Genomic DNA, 23,141 nt, shown 5'->3' with positions numbered 1-23,141 from the left:
ACAATTTTTGTCTTCTAAATTTTTGCAGGATGAGCGAAGAATATGTTTAAAAAACTTCGTGGCATGTTTTCAAACGACCTATCTATCGATTTAGGTACTGCCAACACTCTAATTTACGTAAAGGGACAGGGTATTGTCCTTGATGAACCTTCTGTAGTTGCTATTCGTCAAGATCGTGTAGGTTCTGCAAAAAGCGTTGCTGCTGTAGGCCATGCGGCAAAACAGATGCTTGGTCGTACGCCCGGTAACATCTCAGCTATCCGTCCAATGAAAGATGGCGTTATCGCTGACTTCTACGTAACAGAAAAAATGCTTCAGCACTTCATTAAGCAAGTGCATGACAACAGCATCCTTAAACCAAGCCCACGTGTACTGGTTTGTGTTCCTTGTGGTTCTACTCAAGTTGAGCGTCGTGCGATTCGTGAATCTGCACTAGGTGCCGGTGCGCGCGAAGTTTACCTAATTGATGAGCCAATGGCGGCAGCAATCGGTGCAGGTCTGCGTGTCTCTGAGCCAACAGGTTCAATGGTGGTTGATATCGGTGGTGGTACAACTGAAGTTGCGGTTATCTCACTAAACGGTGTGGTTTACTCTTCTTCTGTACGTATCGGTGGTGACCGCTTTGATGAAGCTGTGATCAACTACGTACGTCGTAACTACGGCAGCTTGATCGGTGAAGCAACGGCTGAAAAGATCAAACACGAAATCGGTTCTGCTTACCCTGGTGATGAAGTTCAAGAGATCGAAGTTCGCGGTCGTAACCTTGCAGAAGGTGTGCCACGCAGCTTTAGCCTGAACTCAAACGAAATCCTAGAAGCATTACAAGAGCCACTGTCAGGCATCGTATCGGCAGTGATGGTTGCACTAGAACAGTGTCCACCAGAGCTTGCGTCTGATATCTCTGAAAACGGTATGGTGTTAACAGGTGGTGGTGCACTACTGAAAGACCTTGACCGTCTACTAATGGAAGAAACTGGTATTCCAGTGGTTATCGCTGAAGATCCACTAACCTGTGTGGCTCGTGGCGGCGGTAAAGCACTAGAAATGATCGACATGCACGGTGGCGATCTATTCTCTGAAGAATAAAGTGCAGGGTGGAGTCCATATGGGCTTCACCTTCATTTCCGCTCTCTGTAATTTCAATCTGCTCCATACCTAGAATCTCTTCATGTCAGATTCTCAGGTTGCCAAGTAAGGCTCAATAATCATGGTAGCAATCAGGTTAAAAACAAGATGAAACCGATTTTTGGCAGAGGTCCATCTCTGCAATTGCGTCTGTTTTTTGCTGTCATCGTGTCGGCGAGCTTGATGCTGGCTGATAACCGTCTAGATACGTTTTCCAACGTCCGATACCTATTGAACAGTATGGTTGCGCCAATCCAATACGCAGCTAATTTGCCTCGTAGCATGTTCGATGGAATGTTCGAGAGTTTAAATACTCGTCAGGCACTGATTGAAGGCAATCGCAATTTGAAGCGCGAAGTGCTTCGCCTGAAGAGCGAGCTGATCTTGCTCGACCAATATAAAGAAGAAAACCAACGCCTGCGTAAACTGCTCGGCTCTTCATTCGTCCGTGACGAGAAGAAAGTCGTCACAGAAGTGATGGCTGTGGACACGTCACCGTACCGCCACCAAGTGGTGATCGATAAAGGTCGTATTGATGGCGTTTACGTTGGTCAACCTGTTATCAACGAGAAAGGTATCGTTGGTCAGGTAACGTTTGTGGCCGCGCACAACGCACGTGTCTTGTTGTTAACAGATGCGAAAAACGCAATTCCAGTCCAAGTGATTCGTAACGATATTCGTGTTATCGCTTCCGGTAATGGTGAAGTGGATGAAATCCAACTAGAGCACATCCCAACCAGTACCGATATCCAAGTTGGCGATTTGCTGGTGACATCGGGTCTTGGGGGTATTTATCCAGAAGGCTACCCAGTCGCAACTGTTACGAATGTGGATCACGATACTCGCCAAGAATTCGCATCAATCAAAGCGGAACCTGTGGTTGAGTTTGATCGCCTGCGCTACTTGCTATTGATTTGGCCGAATGAAGACCGTCAACACAAAGTACTGCAGTCCAATGTAGAAGAAGGTTCAGAACAAGAGGTAACCGATGGCCAATAGTGTATTTAGAAGCCGAATGGTCATCGGCGTCAGCTTCTTCGTCGCGCTAGTCCTGCAAACTATTCCATGGCCAGGCGTTTTGGATTTACTACGTCCATCATGGCTGTTCCTCGTTACCTGTTATTGGGTGCTGGCACTGCCGCATCGTGTCAACGTTGGTACTGCTCTGGTTTTAGGTTTGCTTTGGGATATTTTGATTGGTTCGACGCTCGGGATCCGAGGGATGATGATGTCGATCGTTATCTACTTGGTTGCGTTGAACTTCTTGGTGATTCGTAACATGGCATTGTGGCAACAATCGATTTTGATTGCCTTTTTTACCGTGCTACTGGAACTTCTTATATTCTGTGGGGAATATTTGAACCAGGACGTAGTATTTAATCCATTATCTCTGTGGACTGCGGCAATAAACTGTATACTTTGGCCATGGATGTTTTTATTAATGCGACGCGTCCGTCGCGCATGGCACGTAAGGTAGCGTTGTGAAAAAGGGCTTATCCCTCGTTCTCGCATCGGGTTCTCCGAGAAGAAAAGAGTTGCTTGCTCAACTAGGTTATGACTTTGATATTGTGCTTCCTGATATAGAGGAAGCCAAACAAGATCACGAGCAAGCAAAAGACTATGTTTTGCGTCTCTCTCTGGAAAAAGCTCAAGCAGGCTTAGCGATGGCTAAGCCTGATTCCGTTGTATTGGGCTCCGATACCGTGGTGGTGTGCGATAACCACGTATTAGAAAAACCAAAAAATTTCGAAGATTCAAAACGCATGCTCAGCGATTTATCGGGTCGTCAGCATCAAGTGATGACTGCGGTGAGCGTCGTATCAAAAGAACAACAACACTCAGTGGTCGTTATCACTGACGTGTGGTTCAAAACTCTGACTGAAGAAGAAATAGAACGATACTGGCAGTCAGGCGAACCATGCGATAAAGCTGGAAGTTATGGTATTCAAGGACTCGGTGGGCGTTTCGTCACCCGAATCGAAGGCAGTTATCACGCCGTAGTAGGCTTACCTTTGTTCGAAACCGATCAGCTAATTCAAGAATTTTTATAATTGTTTTGAGGTGTGCACATGAGTGCAGAATTGCTGCTTAACGTGACCCCGAGTGAAACTCGTGTGGCCATGATTGAAGGTGGAGTACTACAAGAAGTTCATATAGAACGAGAATCGCGCCGTGGCATTGTTGGCAATATTTATAAAGGCAAAGTGAGCCGAGTATTGCCGGGCATGCAAGCGGCGTTTGTCGATATTGGTTTAGATAAAGCGGCATTCTTGCACGCGTCAGATATTGTTCCGCATACTGAGTGTGTGGCGGAAAACGAAAAGCAACAATTTCAAGTTCGTGATATTTCTGAGTTGGTTCGCCAAGGTCAGGATATTGTTGTGCAGGTGGTTAAAGACCCACTAGGTACCAAGGGCGCTCGCCTGACGACTGATATTACCCTCCCATCACGTTATCTTGTCTTTATGCCTGGGGCTAGCCATGTTGGCGTTTCTCAGCGTATCGAAAGTGAAAGTGAACGTGAGCGTCTAAAGAAAGTGGTTAACCACTACTGCGACGAGCACGGCGGTTTTATTATTCGTACTGCGGCAGAAGGTGCAGACGAAAAAGAGCTCTCTCAAGATGCGGCATTTTTGAAGCGCTTATGGCAGAAAGTCATGGAGCGTCGCTCGAAGTACAAAACCCGTTCGACCTTGTACGGTGAGTTAGGCTTGGCACAACGCATCCTGCGTGATTTTGTTGGCACTGAGCTAGACAAGGTTATGGTTGACTCTCGTCTTGAATACGAGAACCTTAAAGAGTTTACGTCTGAGTATGTTCCTGAGCTGACTGATAAGCTTGAGTTGTACGAAGGCGATAAGCCAATCTTCGATATGTACGACACAGAGAACGAAATCCAACGCTCTCTGGAACGTAAAGTTGAGCTTAAGTCAGGTGGCTACCTAATCATTGATCAAACTGAAGCAATGACAACGGTCGACATCAATACTGGCGCGTTTGTCGGTCGTCGTAATCTTGAAGAAACCATCTTCAACACTAATGTTGAAGCGACTCAAGCGATCGCTCGTCAGCTGCGTCTACGCAACTTAGGCGGCATTATCATTATCGACTTTATCGATATGGCGTCAGAAGAACATCGTAAGCGTGTACTAACTTCGTTGGAAACGGCGCTCTCAAAAGATCGAGTGAAGACCAACATTAACGGCTTTACTCAGCTAGGCTTAGTTGAGATGACTCGTAAGCGTACGCGCGAAAGTATTGAACATATCTTATGTTCTAGCTGTCCTACTTGTGAAGGTCGCGGTAGCGTGAAGACAGTAGAGACCGTGTGTTACGAGATCCTACGTGAAATTACCCGAGTGAACCGTGCTTATGATGCAGACAACTTTGTCGTATACGCGTCACCATACGTAGCGGAAACACTATTGGGTGATGAATCTCACGCACTGGCTGAACTCGAAGTATTTATTGGTAAGCAAGTTCGTATTCAAGCTGAGCCCCTGTACATTCAGGAGCAGTTTGACGTCGTCATGATGTAATTGGAAAATTTGTGAATTCTGGTTTTAACCGTTTCGGGCGTTTCTGCGCGTGGACTTTAGTGACGTTATTGGTGCTTTTAGCCATCTTAGTAACCACACTACGCGTAGCATTGCCACAACTTAACCACTTCCAAGATGAGATCAAAACCTGGGTCAAGCAAGGCACAGGTTTTGACTTTTCTATTGCCAGCGTTGCTGGCTCTTGGCGTAATAGCCATCCCTCTATCGCACTGCAAGGCCTAGAAGCGAATCTGCCGAATAACCAAGACGCGCGCTTTGCCGTGGATGAAATTCATATTGAATTCGACTTGATTCAATCTCTCCTAAAGTTTAGGCCTGTGGTCGCAGATCTCACCATTGATGACTTGGCTTTAGACATTCGTACCGTTGATTTGTTGTCTAAATCAGAAAATAACGACCCAGCAGCGAATGTCAGCCAAAGTGAATCAAAGCTGATTGATCAGTTGGACTCCTTGTTACTGCGTCAGTTTGAAGATTTCACGATTACCGACTCACGTATTTGGTACAAGTCAGTGTCTGGTGAAACACGCCGCTTGGACATCGAGCAATTACGTTGGAGCAACCAAGGTAAGCATCACTTAGCGGAAGGCACAGTGAGCATTGCGGACGCAAGTCTCAACTCATTGTTAGTGCGTGCTAACTTCAAAGATTATGGTTCGCTGCGTGATATCTCAGGTGAATTTTACGTAAGTGCAAAAGATGTGTCCGTGACGCCTTGGCTAACCACTTACATGCAAGATGAGTCTGGCGTTGAGTCAGGCAAAGTGAGTCTCAACACTTGGTTGACGTTGCAACACAGCCAACCAAGCTACGCTTATGTCGATCTGCAACCCTCTGAATTAGTGTGGAATGAGAAAGGGCGTCATGAACTGCTGCTGGAGTCTGGTATTTTCAAGCTTTCACCAGATAAAGAAGGCTGGAAAGTAAATGGTCACTCACTGCAAATCCGCACCGATGACCGACCATGGCCTGAGCTGGATGTTGCCTTTGATTGGCAACCAGGTGGCTGGCTACTCAACTTATCCCAATTAGACATTGAAGCGTTAACCCCGCTCGTTAAGCTAGCACCTAAATCAGAATCCACTACGGATTTGCTAGATAAACTAGCGCCGAAAGGACGAGTGGAGGACATTCGCCTGTCGATGAATGGTGGTTTAGACACGCTACGTTACTCAGCCGAACTGGATGAATTAGGTTTAACGCAGTGGGAGCTGCTGCCTGGCTTTAGTCATGTGCAAGGCAAAGTCTCGGGTAACCTAGAACAAGCAAAAGCGAAAGTGACGGTTATCGATGATGTCTTCCCATATGGGGACGTATTCCAAGCGCCTTTAAACATCAAACAGGGTGAAGTCGACATCGTTTGGCAGCAAGATGAAGATGGTTGGCGTTTGTGGTCTGATAAAGTGACTGCGGCGACACCCGATCTGCAAGTGCTGGGTGCGTTCCGTCTCGATTTCCCGAAAGAGCAAAGCCCATTTCTGTCGTTTTATGCAGAAGCTGATCTCTACAACGCTGGTGAAACGTGGCGTTACCTTCCAACTCTAGCACTTGGGCAAGATTTGACAGACTACCTATCTACTGCGATTCAGGGGGGTAAGGTCAATACTGCGAAGCTGCTTTGGTATGGCGAGCTAGGTGACTTCCCGTATAAAGAGCATAACGGCATGTTCCAAGCATGGGTTGGATTGAAGAATGCGAAGTTCAGCTTTGATACTGCTTGGCCAACCATTACAGATTTACAACTCGATTTGTTGTTTGAAAACGATGCCATGTACTTGGATTCGAAGTCTGCCACGTTAAATGGCGTGAAAGCGAAGCGAATCACAGGTCGTATTCCCGAGCTTGCAGAAGGTGGCCATATCGAGATCGAAGCGAAAGCAAGCGCACCGGGTAATGAAGTTCGTGACTACATGATGGCAACGCCACTGGTTGACTCTGTGGGGGCTGCGTTGACCGCACTGCAAGTTAGTGGTCCTGTTTATTCAGAATTCCAACTCAATATCCCATTTGATACCGAGAAAGATGCTCGCGCATGGGGTTATGCGGATCTTAAGAACAACCGCGTAGATATTGATGCGCCGCCGATGACGTTAGAGAACGCGACTGGCCGTATCAAGTTCGATAACGATGTAGTGACTACTTCTGGTCTATCTGCTGAATTATTGAAGCAGCCAATCTCACTGGACTTTCGTGGTGAGAACGCCGAGCAAGGCTACAATGTGACCATCAATACCCTTGGTGATTGGGAGGTAGACCCACTCAAACCTTACCTTGGCGAGCGTTGGTTAAGCCTTGTTTCAGGTCATGCACCATGGCAAATGGACATCGATCTACAACTCAACGATGTGGGTTTTACCTATCAAGTGGATGTGCTTGCTCAGCTTAGTCAGTTAGCAAGTGAATATCCGTACCCGCTTGGGAAAAAACGGGGCGAAAAAGGGCAAGCGAAGCTCCAAGCTTCTGGAAACCAAGAAAGTGTTTCGGCTCGTTTGCAGATCCCAAATGCGAAGTACCAAACGGAAATCGACATTTCAGGCGATGTCCCAGTATTGACCGCAACAAATCTCGTTGTGGGGAACGGCGGTTTCAAAATCAGCCCTGTGGTAGGACACGACGCCTCAATTCGTTTGGATGATTTGAGCCTCGATAAGTGGGCGGATTTAATGCACGTTCCACAAAGTACCACACAGTCTGTTTTGTCGAGCATGAAAACACCGACTGTTCCACTTCCAACGCGTATTAGCATGGATGTGAAGAATTTGGAGCTTGGTGGTATCGAGTTTCACGATGTGGATTTGAATGCACGTAAGAAGAATCTAAGCTGGCAGCTCGATGTTGATAGTCAAGAAGTGAAAGGCAAAGCCAATTACCTCAAACCGTATGATTTGTCCGTCTCATTGGAGCATTTACACCTGTATATTCCAGGTTTTGATGAGATGACGAAAGAGCGCAGTTCTCTGTTCGCTAGTGAAGACCAGAGCGCACCACTAATCTCAAACTTTGACCGCAAGTTCCATGCAGAAATGCCAAACTTAACTTTGAACATTGATGATTTCTGGTTGCAAGGTTACAAGGTTGGCAAGGTAAATGTGGATGTCGAGCGTGGCAATAATCGACTTGAATGGAAGAACGTAACTTTCAGTAGTGGTCAAAACCGTATTGATATGAGCGGTTGGTGGGAGCTAACCAAAGAGCGAAGTCATTCAAACCTATCCATGAAAGTTAAGGGTGATAACAACAGTGATTTGATGGAGCGCTTTGGGATAACCTCTGGCATCCAACAAGCGCCGTTTGAAATCAATGCCAACCTAGACTGGGATGGCGCGCCGTGGTCGATGAAGACTCAAAGTTTGCAAGGTGACGTCTCTACCGAATTTGGTAAAGGCGTGATCACCGAAGTGAGTGGCGCGGCGCGATTGCTCGGTCTGTTTAGTCTTGATTCGATCATTCGTAAGATGCAGCTCGACTTTACTGACGTGTTCGACAAAGGGATGGCATTCAACTCAATCACGGGTACAGGCAAAATCCAAGATGGCGTATTTATCACCAACGATATTGTGATGGATGCACTGGCCGGTGAAATGAAGATTCGTGGCATCGCCGATATGAACACCCGCTTGGTGGATGCGGAAGTGAACTTTACTCCGGACATTACTTCAGGTTTGCCTATGCTGACTGCCTTTGCTGTAGCGCCTCAAACGGCGTTGTACGTACTGGCGATTTCGACGGTTATCTCTCCAGTAGTGGAAGTCTTCACGCAAGTAAACTACGAAGTGAAAGGTCCTCTGGATTCACCTACTGTAAAAGAGATTTCACGAAGCAAAGGTGAATACAAGTTGCCAGAAAAACTGCGTGAGCAAGCGAAGTAATTGCGCGGTTAGTCTTCTGACGAACAAGGAATTGAATACATGGAACGTGTTGGCATCATTCAAATGACATCAGGTCCAGATTTCGAGGAGAATCTGGACTTCATTGCCAAGCAATGTGCATTGGCTGCTGAGCAAGGTGTGAAGCTGGTTGTGACACCAGAAAACGCTACGCAGTTTGCCAATCGAGAGGCGTATCACCAGAACGCAGAAACTTTGGGTGACGGTCCTATCCAGCAGTGTTTATCTGAGATCGCACAACGCAATCAATTAACGCTAATAGTCGGAAGCATGCCGATTCGCACTGAACAAGGCGTGACTACCACGACATTTGTTTTCTCACCGCAAGGCGAGCGTATTGCTCATTACGATAAGCTGCATATGTTTGACGTGGATGTAGCCGATGGGTATGGCAGCTATCGTGAGTCGGATACCTTTAGTGCAGGTAATCGCATCGTGACGGCAGAGACCAATATTGGTACGGTAGGCTTAAGTATTTGCTACGACGTACGCTTTCCTGAACTGTTTAAAGCACTACGCTTAGCAGGAGCACAAGTTATCGTTGTGCCCGCTGCGTTTACCGCCGTCACGGGAGAGGCGCATTGGGAAGTACTGCTAAGAGCGCGTGCGATTGAAACCCAGTGCTGGATTCTTGCCTGCGGGCAAACGGGGACGCATCCTTGTGGTCGTCAAACCTGGGGGCACTCCATGGTGATTGATCCTTGGGGGCGCGTTCACCAACAATTGAATGACCAAGTAGGACTGCTGGTGGCAGAGATAGATTTGTCACACAACCAGCAAGTAAGGCAGAATATGCCGCTGACTCAACACAGTCGCTTTCAAAATGAATTGAAACGGAAATAAAAGAGCTAACTATGAGCATAAACCAAATAGAACAGGCACTCCTTGCCCCAAACGGTCTGACAGAGCAAGACATCGCTGACACACTAGCGAGCATTGCGACGCGCCAGATCGATTATGCGGACATTTACTTTCAGTCCAGCTGGCATGAGTCTCTGGTTCTAGAAGACAGCATCATTAAAGATGGCTCTTTCAATATTGACTGTGGTGTCGGAGTACGAGCAGTCACAGGCGAGAAAACCGGTTTCGCCTACTCAGACCAAATTCAACTAGAAGGTTTGAAGCAAAGTGCGATTGCAGCGCGTGGTATTGCGCAGCAAGGTCAAAACGGCAAAGTGCACGCATTCAAGCGTTCTGATAACCAAGCTTACTACGATGCGGTAAACCCACTAGCAAGCTGGGAAAAGCAACAAAAAACTGAACTGTTATTGTCTCTGGATGCGTACATTCGTACCAAAGAGCCACTCATCAAAGAAGTGTCGATAAGCATCAGCGGTGTGCACGAGCAAATGCTAGTTGCAGCAACCGACGGTACTTACGCTGGCGATATTCGTCCGCTTGTTCGTCTATCAATCAGTGTTCTTGCTGAAAAAGGCGATCGCCGTGAACGCGGTAGCGCTGGTGGTGGTGGTCGTTTTGGTTACGACTTCTTCCTATCTGAAACGAACGGCGTGAAACAAGCCTTCCAATTCGCAGATGAAGCGATTCGTATGGCGCTAGTGAACTTAGAAGCAGAAGCAGCACCTGCAGGCATGATGCCTGTGGTACTTGGTTCTGGCTGGCCGGGCGTATTGCTGCACGAAGCGGTAGGTCACGGTTTAGAAGGTGATTTCAACCGCAAAGAGTCGTCAGTGTTCTCGGGCAAGATGGGTGAGCAAGTGACATCTCCGCTTTGTACGATCGTGGATGATGGCACGCTAAAAGATCTGCGCGGTTCATTGAACGTGGATGATGAAGGTGTGAACGGTCAATACAACACACTTATCGAAAATGGTGTGCTTAAGGGCTACATGCAAGATAAGTTGAACGCACGCCTAATGGGTGTGAATCCTACAGGTAACGGTCGTCGTGAGTCTTACGCGCATCTACCAATGCCACGTATGACCAACACTTACATGCTGCCGGGTGAGCACACGCCAGAAGAGATCATCTCTACAGTGAAGAAAGGTCTGTACGCACCAAACTTCGGGGGCGGTCAGGTGGACATCACTTCTGGTAAGTTCGTGTTCTCTGCATCGGAAGCGTACTTGATTGAAGATGGCAAAATCACTCGCCCAGTGAAAGGCGCAACGTTGATAGGCTCAGGCATCGAAGCAATGCAACAAGTTTCTATGGTGGGTAACGACCTAAGCATCGACAGAGGCGTTGGCGTATGTGGTAAGGCGGGTCAAAGCGTACCAGTTGGCGTTGGTCAACCAACATTGAAGCTCGATTCAATCACCGTGGGTGGTACTGAGTAAGCATTAACTACCAATTAGCTATGACGTTAAAGATCGTCATTCCTTACCGCGACGAAGGAGCGATGATAGGGAGTCTCGACTTTTAGCCTAGAGCATCAAACGTTAAGCTATTAAAGAATAAAAGAGCGCCCATTGAGCGCTCTTTTGTTTTAGGGGGAGATGATTCGCTATAGATTCTCTTCCGCAAACTCTGCCAAGCGACTGCGCACCACACCATTGAGGTGAATATTGGCGCTGCCTTCAAAGTTCTTGAAGCGCTCAACCATATACGTCAAACCAGACGTCACTGGGGTTAGGTAGTGGGAGTCAATCTGTGCCAAGTTACCCGAGCACACAATCTTAGTGCCTTCACCACAACGGGTGATGATGGTTTTGATTTGTGAAGCGGTTAAGTTCTGACACTCATCGAGCAAGACAAACGCATTCTGGATAGAGCGACCACGCATAAAGTTAATCGATTTAAACTGAATGTTGGCTTTATCGCAGATGTACTTCATCGAACCTTCGGTGCAATGGTCGTTCTTGTGCAGCGCTTCCAAGGTATCGGTCACTGCGGCTAACCACGGCATCATTTTCTCTTCTTCCGAGCCCGGTAAGAAACCAATCGACTCACCAATATCTGGCGTGTTCCGCGTTACGATAATCTTATCGAACATGCCTTTTTCAATGGTTTGCTCTAGTGCTGCTGCCATTGCAAGGAGCGTTTTACCACTACCGGCAGCGCCGGTCAGAATCACCAAATCAATATCAGGATCAAGCAAGGCATCCATCGCCATGCCTTGATAGATATTTTTCGGTGTAATGTCCCAAGCGCGACGATGCATCATGCGCTCACGACTCAGGTCGAGCAGCGTAACCTTATCCTCATTAATGGTTTCTACTCGACCTACAAAATCACTCTCTTCATCAATCACATATTGGTTGATAAAGGTCGGCTCGAACGGTTCGCGGTTGAGTTTATGGAACGTTTTTCCGCCCAGCGCGTAACTCTCAACTTCATCCACATCACTCCAAAAATCACCTTCACGTTGTTGGAAGCCTTTGGTGAGGTATTGGATATCATCAATCAGTTGATCCGTACGATAGTCTTCAACGAAACGTACGCCAGCGCCTTTGGCTCGCAAACGCATGTTGATGTCTTTGGTTACGAGCACGACTTCACGTGGTGCGCGTTTGTTTTGCAGATAAAGCACCGCATTGAGTATGCGGTTGTCACCGGCTTTGTCGGCGAAGGCTTTGACGGTTTCCTGCAATTCGAAGTCCGCCAAAATAGAGATGGTGCCTTGGCTAGGGTTGTCTTTAGAAACTGGAATACCTTCTGAGATTTCATCGGGTGTTGCGTCTTTAAACAGATCTTCCAAAGCGCGAATCGCAACGCGTGCATCCCTTGCTACATCACGTTTACTGTCTTTGATTCGGTCGAGTTCTTCCAACACGGTCATTGGGATGACGACATCGTGTTCTTGGAAAGAGAAGATGGCGAAGGGTTCATGAAGAAGAATGTTGGTATCGAGTACAAACAGTTTCCGATCGGTATCGCCCATAGCGTCTCCTTGCCGCAGCGCGGCTTTGCTGGCTAGTAGCTAAGAAGGAACAGTCTTCCTAACTCTGATTGCTTGCAATAGAGGTTGTCGGGCAATGTCGGTTAGTGCGCAACCGAGTAGCAAGACAACTTACTGCAAACCCGTGTTGATCCTAATCGTGTACTTAATGCGCTCAAATCATGCTTGATGACTCTAAGCGCCCCTCATTAGAAGTATACGTAAAATTTACTTCTTACAACTTAATAATTGTCATGAGTTTTTTACAATTTGATTGCATTCCTAATTCAGGAAAAAAAGTTGCCCCTCTGGGCGGTTTCGGCGTGACCTAAATCACAGCTTCAAGTAAGATTAGCGACCTTTTTCTGCGTATAGGCTACGCCCGATTTATCATGTGCAGCTGGCTTAAAAATGCACAGCACAAAGTGGCATGACAAGCACGATTGGCATAGCAGAAGCCAGAATCAGATCTAAACTATTATCCATGCCCATCGGGATGGGTAGAGACCAACAAGAAACAACAACGAGGTAGTCAATTCATGACATTTGCTTTGGGGCAGCGCTGGATTAGCGATACGGAAAGCGATTTAGGTTTAGGTACCGTAGTAGCAATGGATGCTCGTACTGTGACATTGATGTTTGCAGCATCAGAGGAAAACCGAGTTTACGCACGTAACGATGCACCAGTTACCCGAGTAACGCTCAACGTCGGTGATGTCATCGATTGCCAAGAAGGTTGGTCATTAAAAGTTGAAGAAGTACTGGAAGATGAAGGTCTATACACCTATTTCGGTACTCGTGAAGACACGCAAGAAACGGCGATTGTGTTGCGTGAAATCTTCCTAAGCAACCACATTCGTTTTAACAAGCCGCAAGACAAGTTGTACGCAGGTCAAATCGATCGCATGGACAACTTTGTACTTCGCTACCGTGCGCTACAAAACCAATTTGAGCAACACAAGAGCCCAATGCGTGGTCTGTGTGGCATGCGTGCAGGCTTGATCCCTCATCAGCTTTACATCGCACATGAAGTGGGTCGTCGTCACGCGCCTCGCGTATTGTTAGCGGATGAAGTTGGTCTGGGTAAAACCATCGAAGCGGGCATGATCATCCACCAGCAAGTGCTGTCCGGTCGTGCTGAACGTATCCTTATCGTGGTGCCAGAGACACTGCAACACCAGTGGCTCGTTGAGATGATGCGTCGTTTCAACCTGCACTTCTCTATCTTCGATGAAGAGCGTTGTATTGAAGCGTTCGCAGAAGCGGAAAACCCATTTGATACGCAGCAATACGTGCTGTGTTCACTGGATTTCCTACGTAAGAGCCGCAAGCGTTTCGAGCAAGCGCTAGAAGGCGAGTGGGATCTATTGGTTGTCGATGAAGCGCACCACTTAGAATGGAGCCAAGACAAACCAAGCCGCGAATACCAAGTGGTAGAAGGCTTGGCAGAACGCACTGCGGGTGTGCTACTGCTAACGGCAACACCAGAGCAGCTAGGTCGTGAGAGTCACTTCGCTCGTCTACGTCTGCTAGATCCAGATCGTTTCTACGATTACGACGCATTTGTTGAAGAAGAAGAGCAATACGCACCTGTTGCGGATGCTATCACGTCGTTATTCTCTGGTGATAAGCTGCCTGACGAAGCGAAAAACCAAATTACCGAACTGCTTTCTGAGCAAGACGTTGAGCCGCTATTCCGTATTATCGAAAGCGACAGTGATGAAGAAGCGAAAGCGTCAGCGCGCCAAGAACTGATCGACAACCTAATGGACCGTCACGGTACTGGTCGCGTTCTGTTCCGTAACACGCGTGCTGCAATCAAAGGCTTCCCGAAGCGTAACGTACATCTAATGCCAATGGACATTCCGCAGCAGTACACCACATCAATGCGTGTATCAGGCATGATCGGTGGCAAGATGACACCAGAAGCACGCGCGGTGAAGAACCTTTACCCAGAAGAAATCTTCCAAGAATTTGAAGGCGAAGATTCAAGCTGGTGGCAATTTGACTCACGTGTGAACTGGCTACTTGAGAAAGTAAAAGAGAAGCGCAGCGACAAAGTATTGGTTATTGCTTCTCGTGCAAGTACGGCACTACAACTGGAGCAAGCACTGCGTGAGCGTGAAGGTATTCGTGCAACTGTATTCCACGAAGGCATGTCGATCCTTGAGCGTGACAAAGCGGCTGCTTACTTTGCGCAAGAAGAGGGTGGCGCGCAGGTTCTTATCTGTAGCGAAATCGGCTCAGAAGGTCGTAACTTCCAGTTTGCTAACCAACTTGTGATGTTCGATTTGCCGTTCAACCCAGACTTGCTAGAGCAACGTATTGGTCGTTTGGACCGTATCGGTCAGAAGCGTGATATCGACATCCACGTCCCTTACCTAAAAGGTACATCACAAGCGATCCTTGCGCGTTGGTTCGATGAAGGTCTAAATGCGTTTGCTGAAACCTGTCCAACAGGTCGCGCGGTTTACGATAAGTACTCTGATGCGCTGATTGAAATGCTGGCGTCTGGTGATGTTTCAAACCTTGATGAAGTGATTGAAGAATCTGCGAAGATGAACAAAGAGCTGAAATCACAACTTGAGCAAGGTCGTGACCGCCTACTAGAGATGCACTCAAATGGCGGTGATAAAGCACAGCAAATCGTTGAGAAAATTGCATCAACGGATGGCGACACAAACCTAGTGACATTCGCGTTGTCTCTGTTCGACACCATTGGCTTGAACCAAGACGACAAAGGCGAGAACGCACTTGTGGTAACGCCATCTGAACACATGATGGTACCAAGCTACCCTGGCTTGCCATACGAAGGCGCGACAATCACGTTTGACCGTGATACTGCGCTGTCTCGTGAAGACATGCACTTCATCAGTTGGGAGCACCCAATGATTCAAGGCGGTATCGATCTGCTGATGAGCGAGGGCGTGGGTACCTCTGCGGTTTCTCTGCTGAAGAACAAAGCGCTACCAGTGGGCACTATCCTACTTGAATTGGTATACGCGGTGGATGCACAAGCACCAAAACGCAGCGGTATTACTCGTTTCTTACCGAAGACACCAATTCGCATGATGATGGATGCTCGTGGTAACGATCTGTCTTCTCAGGTTGAGTTTGAAGGCTTCAACCGTCAGCTTAGCCCTGTGAACCGTCACCTAGGCAGCAAGCTAGTGACATCAGTACAGAAAGACATTCACAGCCTAATCGAAGCGGGTGACGCATTGGTTGAGCAGAAAGTGGAAGACGTACGCAAACAAGCGCATCAAGACATGCAACAAAGCTTGAATGCCGAGCTTGAGCGTCTACAAGCACTGAAAGCGGTTAACCCGAATATCCGTGATGAAGAAATTGAATCGATTGAAGAACAAATCAAAGAGCTAACAGGTTACATCAACCAAGCTCAGGTTCAGCTAGATTCGCTACGTCTGATTGTGGTCAGCCATAACTAATCAGCGTTCAAACACACGAAAAAAAGGTCTTCAATTGAAGACCTTTTTCTTTATCTGAGCTTGGTTTATCTCAGCGGTTCAGTTAATCGCTCGTAGCCAATTACATTAGCCACTTCCACCAAATAAACAGCGCTAAGAAGCCGAATAAGTAAATCAAGCCAGCAATCGACAACCACTTCAATTTACGACCTAGCGCTAATGGTTTAGGTAAGTCGGTTTTGCTCACTAAAATGTAGTTCAGTAGTGCAAAGAACGGTGTCGTCATAAACGCCAGTACCATGGCAAAGTTCAGCATTGGTAGTAGTGCTGAAGCCCAGAACACCACAATACCTAAAGCCAATAGCGATACGATCAGCATGATTGCAGACGTCGCTTTCGGATCGGTTTTTGGCTGTGAACGCAGCAGGCGCTGAGAGTCTGAAATCACACGTGAGTAGCCATCAATCACCGTAATCGTACTACCGAAGATACAGAAAAACGCAATCACTGCAATTAGGTAACGTGACCACTCACCAATGGTCGAAGCGTACAAGCCAACAAGCTGGTGGGAGAAGCCTACGCCAGAGCTCTTAAGTTCAATGCCTGAGCCGTGTAGCATCAACGCACCTAGCGATACAAACACCAAAGCCAATACCGCAGTACCAATATAGCCGACATTGAAATCAAACAACGCAGATTTTGCGGTGACTTCTTGTTGGCTAGTTTGGCGTTTGAGCCACGCAGACGTCAAACAAGAGATCTCGATTGGTGCTGGCATCCAGCCCATGGTTACAACGATAAAGCCGATAGCTGCAATTGACCAAGGAGAAGGGGGGTCAAAGTTCGCAACGGGCTCTACCGGATTACCAAATGCAATCGCCACTGCTAGTAATGTCGCAATAGTCAGTACTGTCATGATGACTTTCGAGAGCGTATCCAGCGCTTTGTAATGACCAGCGAATAGGATCACCAAGCACGTGACCAATACAATGATACTGAGTGATGCCATCGACAATGAAAATGGAATGAAGTAGCCCAACAAGCTCGCACTGAACATCAGAAGCGCTGCTGTATTGATCACCGCAGAAACGGAACTGAGAAACAAGAACAACCAAAGGTAGGGGCGACCAAGCTTAGCGTAGCCTTCAACCAAGGTTTTACCTGTGCCCATGGTGTATTGCACGCCTGCTCGAAAAAAAGGGTATTTAAAAAGGTTTACTAGCAGGATAAGCACGGCGAGTTGCCAGCCATAAATGGCACCAGCTTTTGTTGAAGCAACGAGGTGAGAGCCACCCACCGCCGCAGAAGCCATTAGAATGCCGGGACCCAACGAGCGTACAAATTGGGAGATTTTGGATTGGGGTTGATCTGGTACTGCCGATTCCATTTGTTATTGTCCTTGTTCATCAACGATAAACTATAAGTAACATGCCCAGTATGGTTGTCAATTTAAATTTACAACTTGGTTTGAATTTATTTTTATTAGTGGTTTGACTTGTTAGTTTTTGTTATTTCAAAAAGTTATATCGACTCAGGTTCGCGATAAAATTAAACGTGTTTTGTGCATGCATCTTGAGGGCTCTTGGGTATAATCAGCGCGTTTTTATTCTGTAGAGATCCTGCCCATGGCAATGCTTGAGTACAATCCACCAACCGATCCTTGGATTGATGTCGTTTTTGAAGATGAGCAAATATTGGCTGTGAATAAGCCATCCGGTCTGCTCTCTGTGCCGGGCCGTCTCGCTGAGCACTATGACAGTATGTGGAGTCGCCTCACTGAGCAGTATCCAGACATTCAAGTGGTACACCGTTTGGATATGTCGACTTCCGGTTTGATGGTTCTGGCGAAGAACAAACATGCAGAAAGTGCTTTAAAGAAGCAGTTTCAATATCGATTGACGCATAAGATCTACTATGCACGAGTTTGGGGGCACGTAGAGCAAGAAGAAGGTGAGATTGACCTACCGCTGATTTGCGATTGGCCTAACCGTCCACTGCAGAAAGTGTGTTTTGAAGATGGCAAACCTTCTAAGACGCTATTCCAAGTGGCGAAGCGAGAAGAGCACCCTGATGGAGCGAAGACGACGATTGTACGTTTACTGCCTATCACTGGTCGCTCACACCAATTGCGTGTCCACATGCAAGCATTAGGTCACCCGATTGTGGGGGATGAATTTTACGCAACTGAAGAAGCAAAAGCTTTCTCTGAGCGCCTAGAACTGCACGCCGCTGAATTGAGCTTTTACCATCCGAAATGCCATTGGCTGCGCAGCATTTTTGTTCCTTGTGATTTTTACCCGGAAGCGGAAGCGATGATCTTTGACTATTTCGACCCAGCGCGTAAATTACCAGATTACAAAACACTGCCACGTCCATAAATTCACCTTTAGGCAGTGAACAAGGAGTTGTTATGTCACTGCCTAAAGTGGTCTTCCTCGACCGCGCGACTATTCCCGTTCAAATTCAAGTTCCTCGTCCAAGCTTTGCCCATGATTGGGTGGAATACGATCTGACTTCTTCTGAGCAAGTTGTTGAACGCCTTTCTGATGCAGATATCGTGATCAGCAACAAAGTGATGCTCGACCAAACCGTTCTCTCTCAACTTCCCAACCTCAAGATGATTGCTGTCGCGGCTACGGGTTTTAATAATGTCGATGTTAATTATTGCGCTGAGCACAATGTTGCGGTCGCCAACGTGCGTGGCTATGCGACTCGCTCGGTGCCTGAACACGTCATTGCGATGCTTTTTGCCTTGCGCCGCAACTTGTTTGGTTATCATCAAGACATTGCCGCAGGCGAGTGGCAACGTAATAAACAGTTTTGTTTCTTTACGCATCCAATTGGGGACGTTGCAGGTAGCACTTTGGGGGTGGTTGGCAGCGGCGCATTAGGTCTGGCGACGGCACAATTAGCGAAAGCGTTAGGTATGAACGTGGTGTTTGCGGAGCGCAAAGGCGTAACCGAGTGCCGAGAAGGCTATGTCTCTTTTACTGAAATGCTAAATCAAGCGGACGTCATCACTCTGCATTGTCCATTGAATGATGAAACACGTAATTTGATTGGCGAAGTGGAACTTAAGCTGATGAAGCCAACATCAATTTTGATTAATACCGGACGTGGTGGCTTGGTAGATGAGCAAGCCTTAGTGGATAGCTTAAAACAAAGTGAGATTGCTGGTGCAGGGTTTGATGTCTTTACCCAAGAGCCCGCCGATGAGAGTAATCCGTTGATTGCCAATATGCACTTACCCAATCTATTGTTAACGCCACACGTCGCTTGGGGCAGTGACTCATCGATTCAGCGTTTGGCTGAGATCTTGATTGAGAATATTAACGCCTTTGAGCGTGGTGAAAGCCTCAATCGCTTGGCGTAATATCTGAAAATAGGCATGAAAAAAGCAGACTCACAGGTCTGCTTTTTACTTTCTTAAGCGTTGAATTACATTTCTTCTTCAAATGCTTTCAGAATTTGGAAGATTTCACGGTAAGATTTTGCTGGTTTACCGGCTTTCTTCTCTTTTGCTGCTTGGCGAGCAAGTTGGCGTAGACGTTGACGATCCGCTTCTGGGTACAATTCCATTACGTCATCAATCGCTTTATCGCCTTCTTCCACAACGCGGTCACGCAGCGCTTCTAGCTTGTGCAGAGCAGCTGTCGCTTGTGAGTGCTTGTTGCGGATTTTATCCAGAGCCGCTTGAATTGGTTCTGGATCTTCGTAGCGCATTAGCTTACCAATGCGTTGTAGCTGACGACGACGTGCTTCGTTTTTAAAGCGTTGTGCATCAGCAACCGCTTCGCGCAGTTCTTCGCTCAATGGAAACTTTTCTAGAACCGCCGGCTTAAGACCAACTAGCTCTTCACCAAGCTTTTGCAGCTCTTCCATGTCTCGCTTCATCTCGGATTTACTAACCCAGATGATCTCTTCTTCTGGTTCCCATGGCGCTTTTTGATTCTTACGTGCCATTTCAGTTGCCTGTGTTTTGATTAATATTATGACTATTTTAACAAGAATCGTGGGGAGAAAGCGAAATTCTTGTTATTCTATTGTGCATCGAATACATGATGTGAAAGACAATGGATATTAAACAGCAGGTTGCTGAGCAACGTACCGAGCTAGAACAAGCCGTTTCACGTGCACTAGAAATCGCTGCGGCGAAGTCTGATGCCGCTGAAGTCGCAATCACCAAGAGTACGGGTTTGAGTGTTTCCACTCGCATGGGTGACGTGGAAAACGTTGAATTCAACAGCGATGGCGCACTAGGCATTACTGTCTACCGTGGTCAACGTAAAGGCAGTGCTTCCACATCTGACTTGAGCGAAGCTGCTATTGAGCAAACCGTTCTAGCAGCACTAGACATCGCTCAATACACATCAGAAGACCCGTTCGCAGGTCCTGCTCCAAAAGAATACATGGTGAAAGAGGTGCCAGACTTAGACCTTTTCCACCCAGATGCTCCTGATCCAGACTACGCAGCGCAGGTCGCTATCGCAGCTGAAAAAGAAGCGCTGAACTACAGCGACGCTATTAAGCAAAGCGATGGTGCGAGCTACGACAGCCACTACGGCGTTAAGGTTTACGGTAACAGCCATGGCTTGTTAGCAAGTTACGCATCAAGCCGCCATAGCACTAGCTGTTGTGTGATTGGCGTGGGTCAAAACGGCGAGATGGAACGCGATTACAGCTATACCGTTGCGCGCCATCGTGACGATCTTTGGTCACCAGAAATGGTTGGCCGCAAAGCGGCAGAGAAAACCATCAGTCGCCTTGACGCGCAAAAGCTTAAGACGGGCAAATACCCAGTGATGTTTGCTGCGGACGTAGCGACAGGCTTGATTGGTCACCTAGTGATGGCAATCAGCGGTGGTAACCTGTACCGCAAATCTTCTTTCCTATTGGATCACCTTGGTAAGCAAGTATTGCCGGAGTGGTTCAACATTTCTGAGCGTCCGCACGTACTACGTGGGTTAGCTTCAAGCCCATTCGATAGCGAAGGTGTCTACACGCAAGATCGTGAAATCATCACCGATGGTGTTTTAGCTACCTACTTGCTAACCAGCTATGCCGCTCGCAAGATGAAGATGGACCCAACGGGTCACGCTGGTGGTATCCATAACTGGTATGTGAAGTCGACAGGTCAAAATTTCGAGCAAATGCTAAAAGAGCTGGGCACAGGTTTACTAGTAACAGAAACTATGGGTCAAGGCGTAAACGTTGTAACTGGCGATTACTCTCGCGGTGCAGCTGGTTTCTGGGTTGAGAACGGTGAAATCCAATACCCAGTGTCTGAAATTACCATTGCGGGTAACTTGAAAGACATGTTCAACCAGATTGTTGCTGTGGGCAGCGACGTAGAAACACGCTCGCAAATCCAAACTGGTTCTATTTTGTTGGATACCATGAAGGTTGCTGGTGAATAAGCTTGCTAACCGCTAGATACGAAAAAGCCTGATGTGTTCATCAGGCTTTTTTATTGCTCGTTATTGGCGGTTCGCTACACAGCTTAAATCATTAAGGTTGCGAGACCGAGGAAGACTGATAGACCAATTACGTCCGTTACTGTGGTCAGAGCCATACCACCAGCGAGGGCTGGATCGATGTTCATTTTCTTGAGTAGGATTGGAATGGTAACGCCCGCAATACCAGCCACAAGCAGGTTGGTTAGCATGGCTGCCGAGATAATCCCACCAAGCATCCAGTTTCCTTTCCATGCAACCACAATACCACCGATGATCAGCGCCCACATGATGCCGTTTAGCAAGCCGATAGCCGCCTCTTTCATCAACAGTTCACGTTTGTTCGAGTCACCGATATGACCGAGAGCTAAGCCACGGATTACAAGTGCAACGGTTTGGTTACCTGCTACACCACCCATTGAAGGCACGATCGTCATTAGGACAGCAATCGCAGCCATTTGATCGAGTGTGGCTTCAAACATGTTGGACACTGAAGCGGCTGCCAGTGCAGCAAGTACGTTGGCACCAAGCCAAATACTACGTTTACGAGCAGACTTTACCACAGGCGCGAAGGTATCTTCGTCGTCGTCCATACCCGCCATACTCATCATTGAGTGTTCAGCGTCTTCACGGATAACGTCGACTACGTCATCGATGGTGATACGACCGACAAGATGCTGGTTTTCATCCACAACCGGAGCTGATACCCAGTTACGACGTTCAAACAGGCTTGCTACGTCAGAGTCGCTAGTATCAACAGTAATCGCATCATCCGCATCTTCCATCACTTCACTGACTTTGACATCAGGTTGCGTGGTGATCAGCGTGGTGATCGGTAGTTCACCAATCAGTTTGCTGTCATCATCAATCACGTATAGTGCGTCAGTTGCTTCAGGCAGTTCGCCTTTCATACGCAAATAACGCAGGACTACATCCACATCAACGTCACCACGAATGGTGATTACGTCGGTGTTCATCAGTCCACCCGCGGTATCCTCAGGGTAGGATAGGGCGGTTTCCACGCGTAGACGATCCGCTGAATCCATCTGAGACAGAACTTCGCGTGAGACGTCGTCAGGCAAGCTACGTAGGACGTAAGCCACGTCATCGGTGTCCATGCCTTCCGTCGCTTCTGCAAGCGCTTCGGGAGCCATTTTGGACACAAGACTGTCTTTAACGTCTTCGTTCAGCTCGTCAAGAATCTCACCGTAATCTTCTGGGTCGGTAAGTTGCCAAAGAACCTCACGACTTTTACGCGGCGAAGCTTCTAAAAGGTGGGCGATATCCTCAGGTTCCATGTCCTGCAGTTGGCGACGAACATGGACGAAGCGACCGTTTTCCAGTGCTTCAGTGACTTCTTGGAGGGCTTGGTGAGCTTGGTCGAATTCTATTTGCTCTGCCATTCATTCCTCCTAATTCCTGATATTTACAATGCTTTGAATAATAACTTAATTCTAGGCACCTTTTAATAACAACTTATGAAAGTCGACAAAATTATTTATCGGAATTTAAGCAAGAGGTGAAAGTTATGTGGGATATCTGGCTATAGATAATAAAAAAGCGAGTGAATCACTCGCCTTCATCAAACTTATCTTCAATCAAATGGCAAACTGCATCAAGAGCTTGCTCGGATTGGTCGCCAGTTGCGTGGATAGTCACGTATTGTCCTTGGGCGGATTCCAGCATCAACAACCCCATGACGCTGTCTGCGGTCGCGGTTTTGTCTTCTTCGTTGTCGATGGTGATCACCGCATCGAAGCTTTGCGCCAGCTCAACCAGTTTAACCGCAGCACGAGCGTGCAACCCTAAGCGGTTTTGGATCAGTACTTTACGACTTATTTCCACCG

17 protein-coding genes are annotated in these 23,141 nt (G+C 47.4%); 12 read left to right on the top strand and 5 right to left on the bottom strand.

Features of this window, described 5'->3' with window-relative positions; translation table 11 throughout:
• The first annotated feature begins 42 nt into the window (after positions 1-42).
• The 8 genes from OH459_RS20845 to tldD all read left to right on the top strand — a co-directional run bounded on the left by OH459_RS20845 (position 43) and on the right by tldD (position 10,872).
• Positions 43-1,086 carry a rod shape-determining protein gene (locus OH459_RS20845; RefSeq protein WP_005381144.1) on the top strand — a complete coding sequence of 348 codons (1,044 nt, stop codon included), beginning with the start codon at positions 43-45 and terminating at the stop codon, positions 1,084-1,086.
• Positions 1,087-1,233: 147 nt separating this feature from the next.
• Positions 1,234-2,124, top strand: coding sequence for a rod shape-determining protein MreC (gene mreC, locus OH459_RS20840; protein WP_005444357.1), 891 nt, complete (start codon positions 1,234-1,236; stop codon positions 2,122-2,124).
• Complete coding sequence (gene mreD, locus OH459_RS20835; protein WP_005444359.1) at positions 2,114-2,602, top strand: rod shape-determining protein MreD; 489 nt, start codon at positions 2,114-2,116, stop codon at positions 2,600-2,602. Before mreC ends, mreD begins: the two co-directional genes overlap by 11 nt.
• Positions 2,603-2,606: 4 nt before the next feature.
• Positions 2,607-3,176 (top strand): Maf family protein, encoded by a 570-nt coding sequence (locus OH459_RS20830; protein WP_009703017.1) that lies wholly within the window; start codon positions 2,607-2,609, stop codon positions 3,174-3,176.
• Between the two features lie 18 nt (positions 3,177-3,194).
• The gene (gene rng / locus OH459_RS20825) at positions 3,195-4,664 is read left to right on the top strand and encodes a ribonuclease G (protein ID WP_005444363.1); all 1,470 of its coding nucleotides are present in this window, start codon (positions 3,195-3,197) and stop codon (positions 4,662-4,664) included.
• An 11-nt stretch (positions 4,665-4,675) separates the two neighbouring features.
• Positions 4,676-8,554, top strand: a complete 3,879-nt coding sequence (locus OH459_RS20820) for a YhdP family protein (protein WP_269988493.1) — start codon at positions 4,676-4,678, stop codon at positions 8,552-8,554.
• 39 nt (positions 8,555-8,593) lie between these two features.
• Positions 8,594-9,415, top strand: a complete 822-nt coding sequence (locus OH459_RS20815; RefSeq protein WP_269988491.1) for a carbon-nitrogen hydrolase family protein — start codon at positions 8,594-8,596, stop codon at positions 9,413-9,415.
• Positions 9,416-9,426: 11 nt separating this feature from the next.
• Positions 9,427-10,872, top strand: a complete 1,446-nt coding sequence (tldD, locus tag OH459_RS20810) for a metalloprotease TldD (protein ID WP_005444369.1) — start codon at positions 9,427-9,429, stop codon at positions 10,870-10,872.
• A 167-nt stretch (positions 10,873-11,039) separates the two neighbouring features.
• Here the strand turns inward: tldD and OH459_RS20805 are convergent, their stop codons facing one another.
• Positions 11,040-12,416: a PhoH family protein gene (locus OH459_RS20805; protein ID WP_005444370.1), complete on the bottom strand. Its 1,377-nt coding sequence runs from the start codon at positions 12,414-12,416 to the stop codon at positions 11,040-11,042.
• A gap of 536 nt (positions 12,417-12,952) precedes the next feature.
• On the opposite strand from OH459_RS20805, the gene rapA reads away from it, so the two are divergent.
• On the top strand, positions 12,953-15,862 hold the full coding sequence (rapA, locus tag OH459_RS20800) for an RNA polymerase-associated protein RapA (RefSeq protein ID WP_269988488.1): 2,910 nt from the start codon (positions 12,953-12,955) through the stop codon (positions 15,860-15,862).
• A gap of 100 nt (positions 15,863-15,962) precedes the next feature.
• Here rapA and OH459_RS20795 read toward each other — a convergent pair whose 3' ends face one another.
• The gene (locus OH459_RS20795; RefSeq protein WP_269988486.1) at positions 15,963-17,228 is read right to left on the bottom strand and encodes an NRAMP family divalent metal transporter; all 1,266 of its coding nucleotides are present in this window, start codon (positions 17,226-17,228) and stop codon (positions 15,963-15,965) included.
• A gap of 238 nt (positions 17,229-17,466) precedes the next feature.
• Between OH459_RS20795 and rluA the strand changes: the two genes are divergently transcribed.
• Entirely contained in the window at positions 17,467-18,219 is a 753-nt protein-coding gene (gene rluA / locus OH459_RS20790; RefSeq protein ID WP_009698808.1) for a bifunctional tRNA pseudouridine(32) synthase/23S rRNA pseudouridine(746) synthase RluA, read from the top strand.
• 32 nt (positions 18,220-18,251) lie between these two features.
• Entirely contained in the window at positions 18,252-19,214 is a 963-nt protein-coding gene (locus OH459_RS20785) for a D-2-hydroxyacid dehydrogenase (protein ID WP_269988483.1), read from the top strand.
• Between the two features lie 65 nt (positions 19,215-19,279).
• Here the strand turns inward: OH459_RS20785 and yjgA are convergent, their stop codons facing one another.
• Positions 19,280-19,804: a ribosome biogenesis factor YjgA gene (yjgA, locus tag OH459_RS20780; RefSeq protein WP_005444375.1), complete on the bottom strand. Its 525-nt coding sequence runs from the start codon at positions 19,802-19,804 to the stop codon at positions 19,280-19,282.
• 110 nt (positions 19,805-19,914) lie between these two features.
• Between yjgA and pmbA the strand changes: the two genes are divergently transcribed.
• A complete protein-coding gene (gene pmbA / locus OH459_RS20775) occupies positions 19,915-21,258 on the top strand; it encodes a metalloprotease PmbA (RefSeq protein WP_005444376.1) in 1,344 nt (447 codons plus the stop codon).
• An 83-nt stretch (positions 21,259-21,341) separates the two neighbouring features.
• Here the strand turns inward: pmbA and mgtE are convergent, their stop codons facing one another.
• Positions 21,342-22,697, bottom strand: coding sequence for a magnesium transporter (mgtE, locus tag OH459_RS20770; protein ID WP_005444378.1), 1,356 nt, complete (start codon positions 22,695-22,697; stop codon positions 21,342-21,344).
• 166 nt (positions 22,698-22,863) lie between these two features.
• Positions 22,864-23,139 (bottom strand): HPr family phosphocarrier protein, encoded by a 276-nt coding sequence (locus OH459_RS20765; RefSeq protein WP_005442213.1) that lies wholly within the window; start codon positions 23,137-23,139, stop codon positions 22,864-22,866.
• Between the last annotated feature and the right edge of the window lie 2 nt (positions 23,140-23,141).

This window comes from Vibrio sp. MM46, from assembly GCF_027587135.1.
Classification (GTDB): Bacteria; Pseudomonadota; Gammaproteobacteria; order Enterobacterales; family Vibrionaceae; genus Vibrio; species Vibrio harveyi.
Note: the sequence above shows the minus strand (reverse complement) of the source record. Positions and strands in the feature narration are given on the sequence as shown.

Excerpts from the sequence above, each read along its gene's own strand:
- OH459_RS20845 (WP_005381144.1), top strand. The coding sequence starts at position 43 with ATGTTTAAAAAACTTCGTGGCATGTTTTCAAACGACCTATCTATCGAT.
- mreC (WP_005444357.1), top strand. The coding sequence starts at position 1,234 with ATGAAACCGATTTTTGGCAGAGGTCCATCTCTGCAATTGCGTCTGTTT.
- mreD (WP_005444359.1), top strand. The coding sequence starts at position 2,114 with ATGGCCAATAGTGTATTTAGAAGCCGAATGGTCATCGGCGTCAGCTTC.
- rng (WP_005444363.1), top strand. The coding sequence starts at position 3,195 with ATGAGTGCAGAATTGCTGCTTAACGTGACCCCGAGTGAAACTCGTGTG.
- OH459_RS20815 (WP_269988491.1), top strand. The coding sequence starts at position 8,594 with ATGGAACGTGTTGGCATCATTCAAATGACATCAGGTCCAGATTTCGAG.
- tldD (WP_005444369.1), top strand. The coding sequence starts at position 9,427 with ATGAGCATAAACCAAATAGAACAGGCACTCCTTGCCCCAAACGGTCTG.
- OH459_RS20805 (WP_005444370.1), bottom strand. The coding sequence starts at position 12,416 with ATGGGCGATACCGATCGGAAACTGTTTGTACTCGATACCAACATTCTT.
- rapA (WP_269988488.1), top strand. The coding sequence starts at position 12,953 with ATGACATTTGCTTTGGGGCAGCGCTGGATTAGCGATACGGAAAGCGAT.
- OH459_RS20795 (WP_269988486.1), bottom strand. The coding sequence starts at position 17,228 with ATGGAATCGGCAGTACCAGATCAACCCCAATCCAAAATCTCCCAATTT.
- rluA (WP_009698808.1), top strand. The coding sequence starts at position 17,467 with ATGGCAATGCTTGAGTACAATCCACCAACCGATCCTTGGATTGATGTC.
- OH459_RS20785 (WP_269988483.1), top strand. The coding sequence starts at position 18,252 with ATGTCACTGCCTAAAGTGGTCTTCCTCGACCGCGCGACTATTCCCGTT.
- yjgA (WP_005444375.1), bottom strand. The coding sequence starts at position 19,804 with ATGGCACGTAAGAATCAAAAAGCGCCATGGGAACCAGAAGAAGAGATC.
- pmbA (WP_005444376.1), top strand. The coding sequence starts at position 19,915 with ATGGATATTAAACAGCAGGTTGCTGAGCAACGTACCGAGCTAGAACAA.
- mgtE (WP_005444378.1), bottom strand. The coding sequence starts at position 22,697 with ATGGCAGAGCAAATAGAATTCGACCAAGCTCACCAAGCCCTCCAAGAA.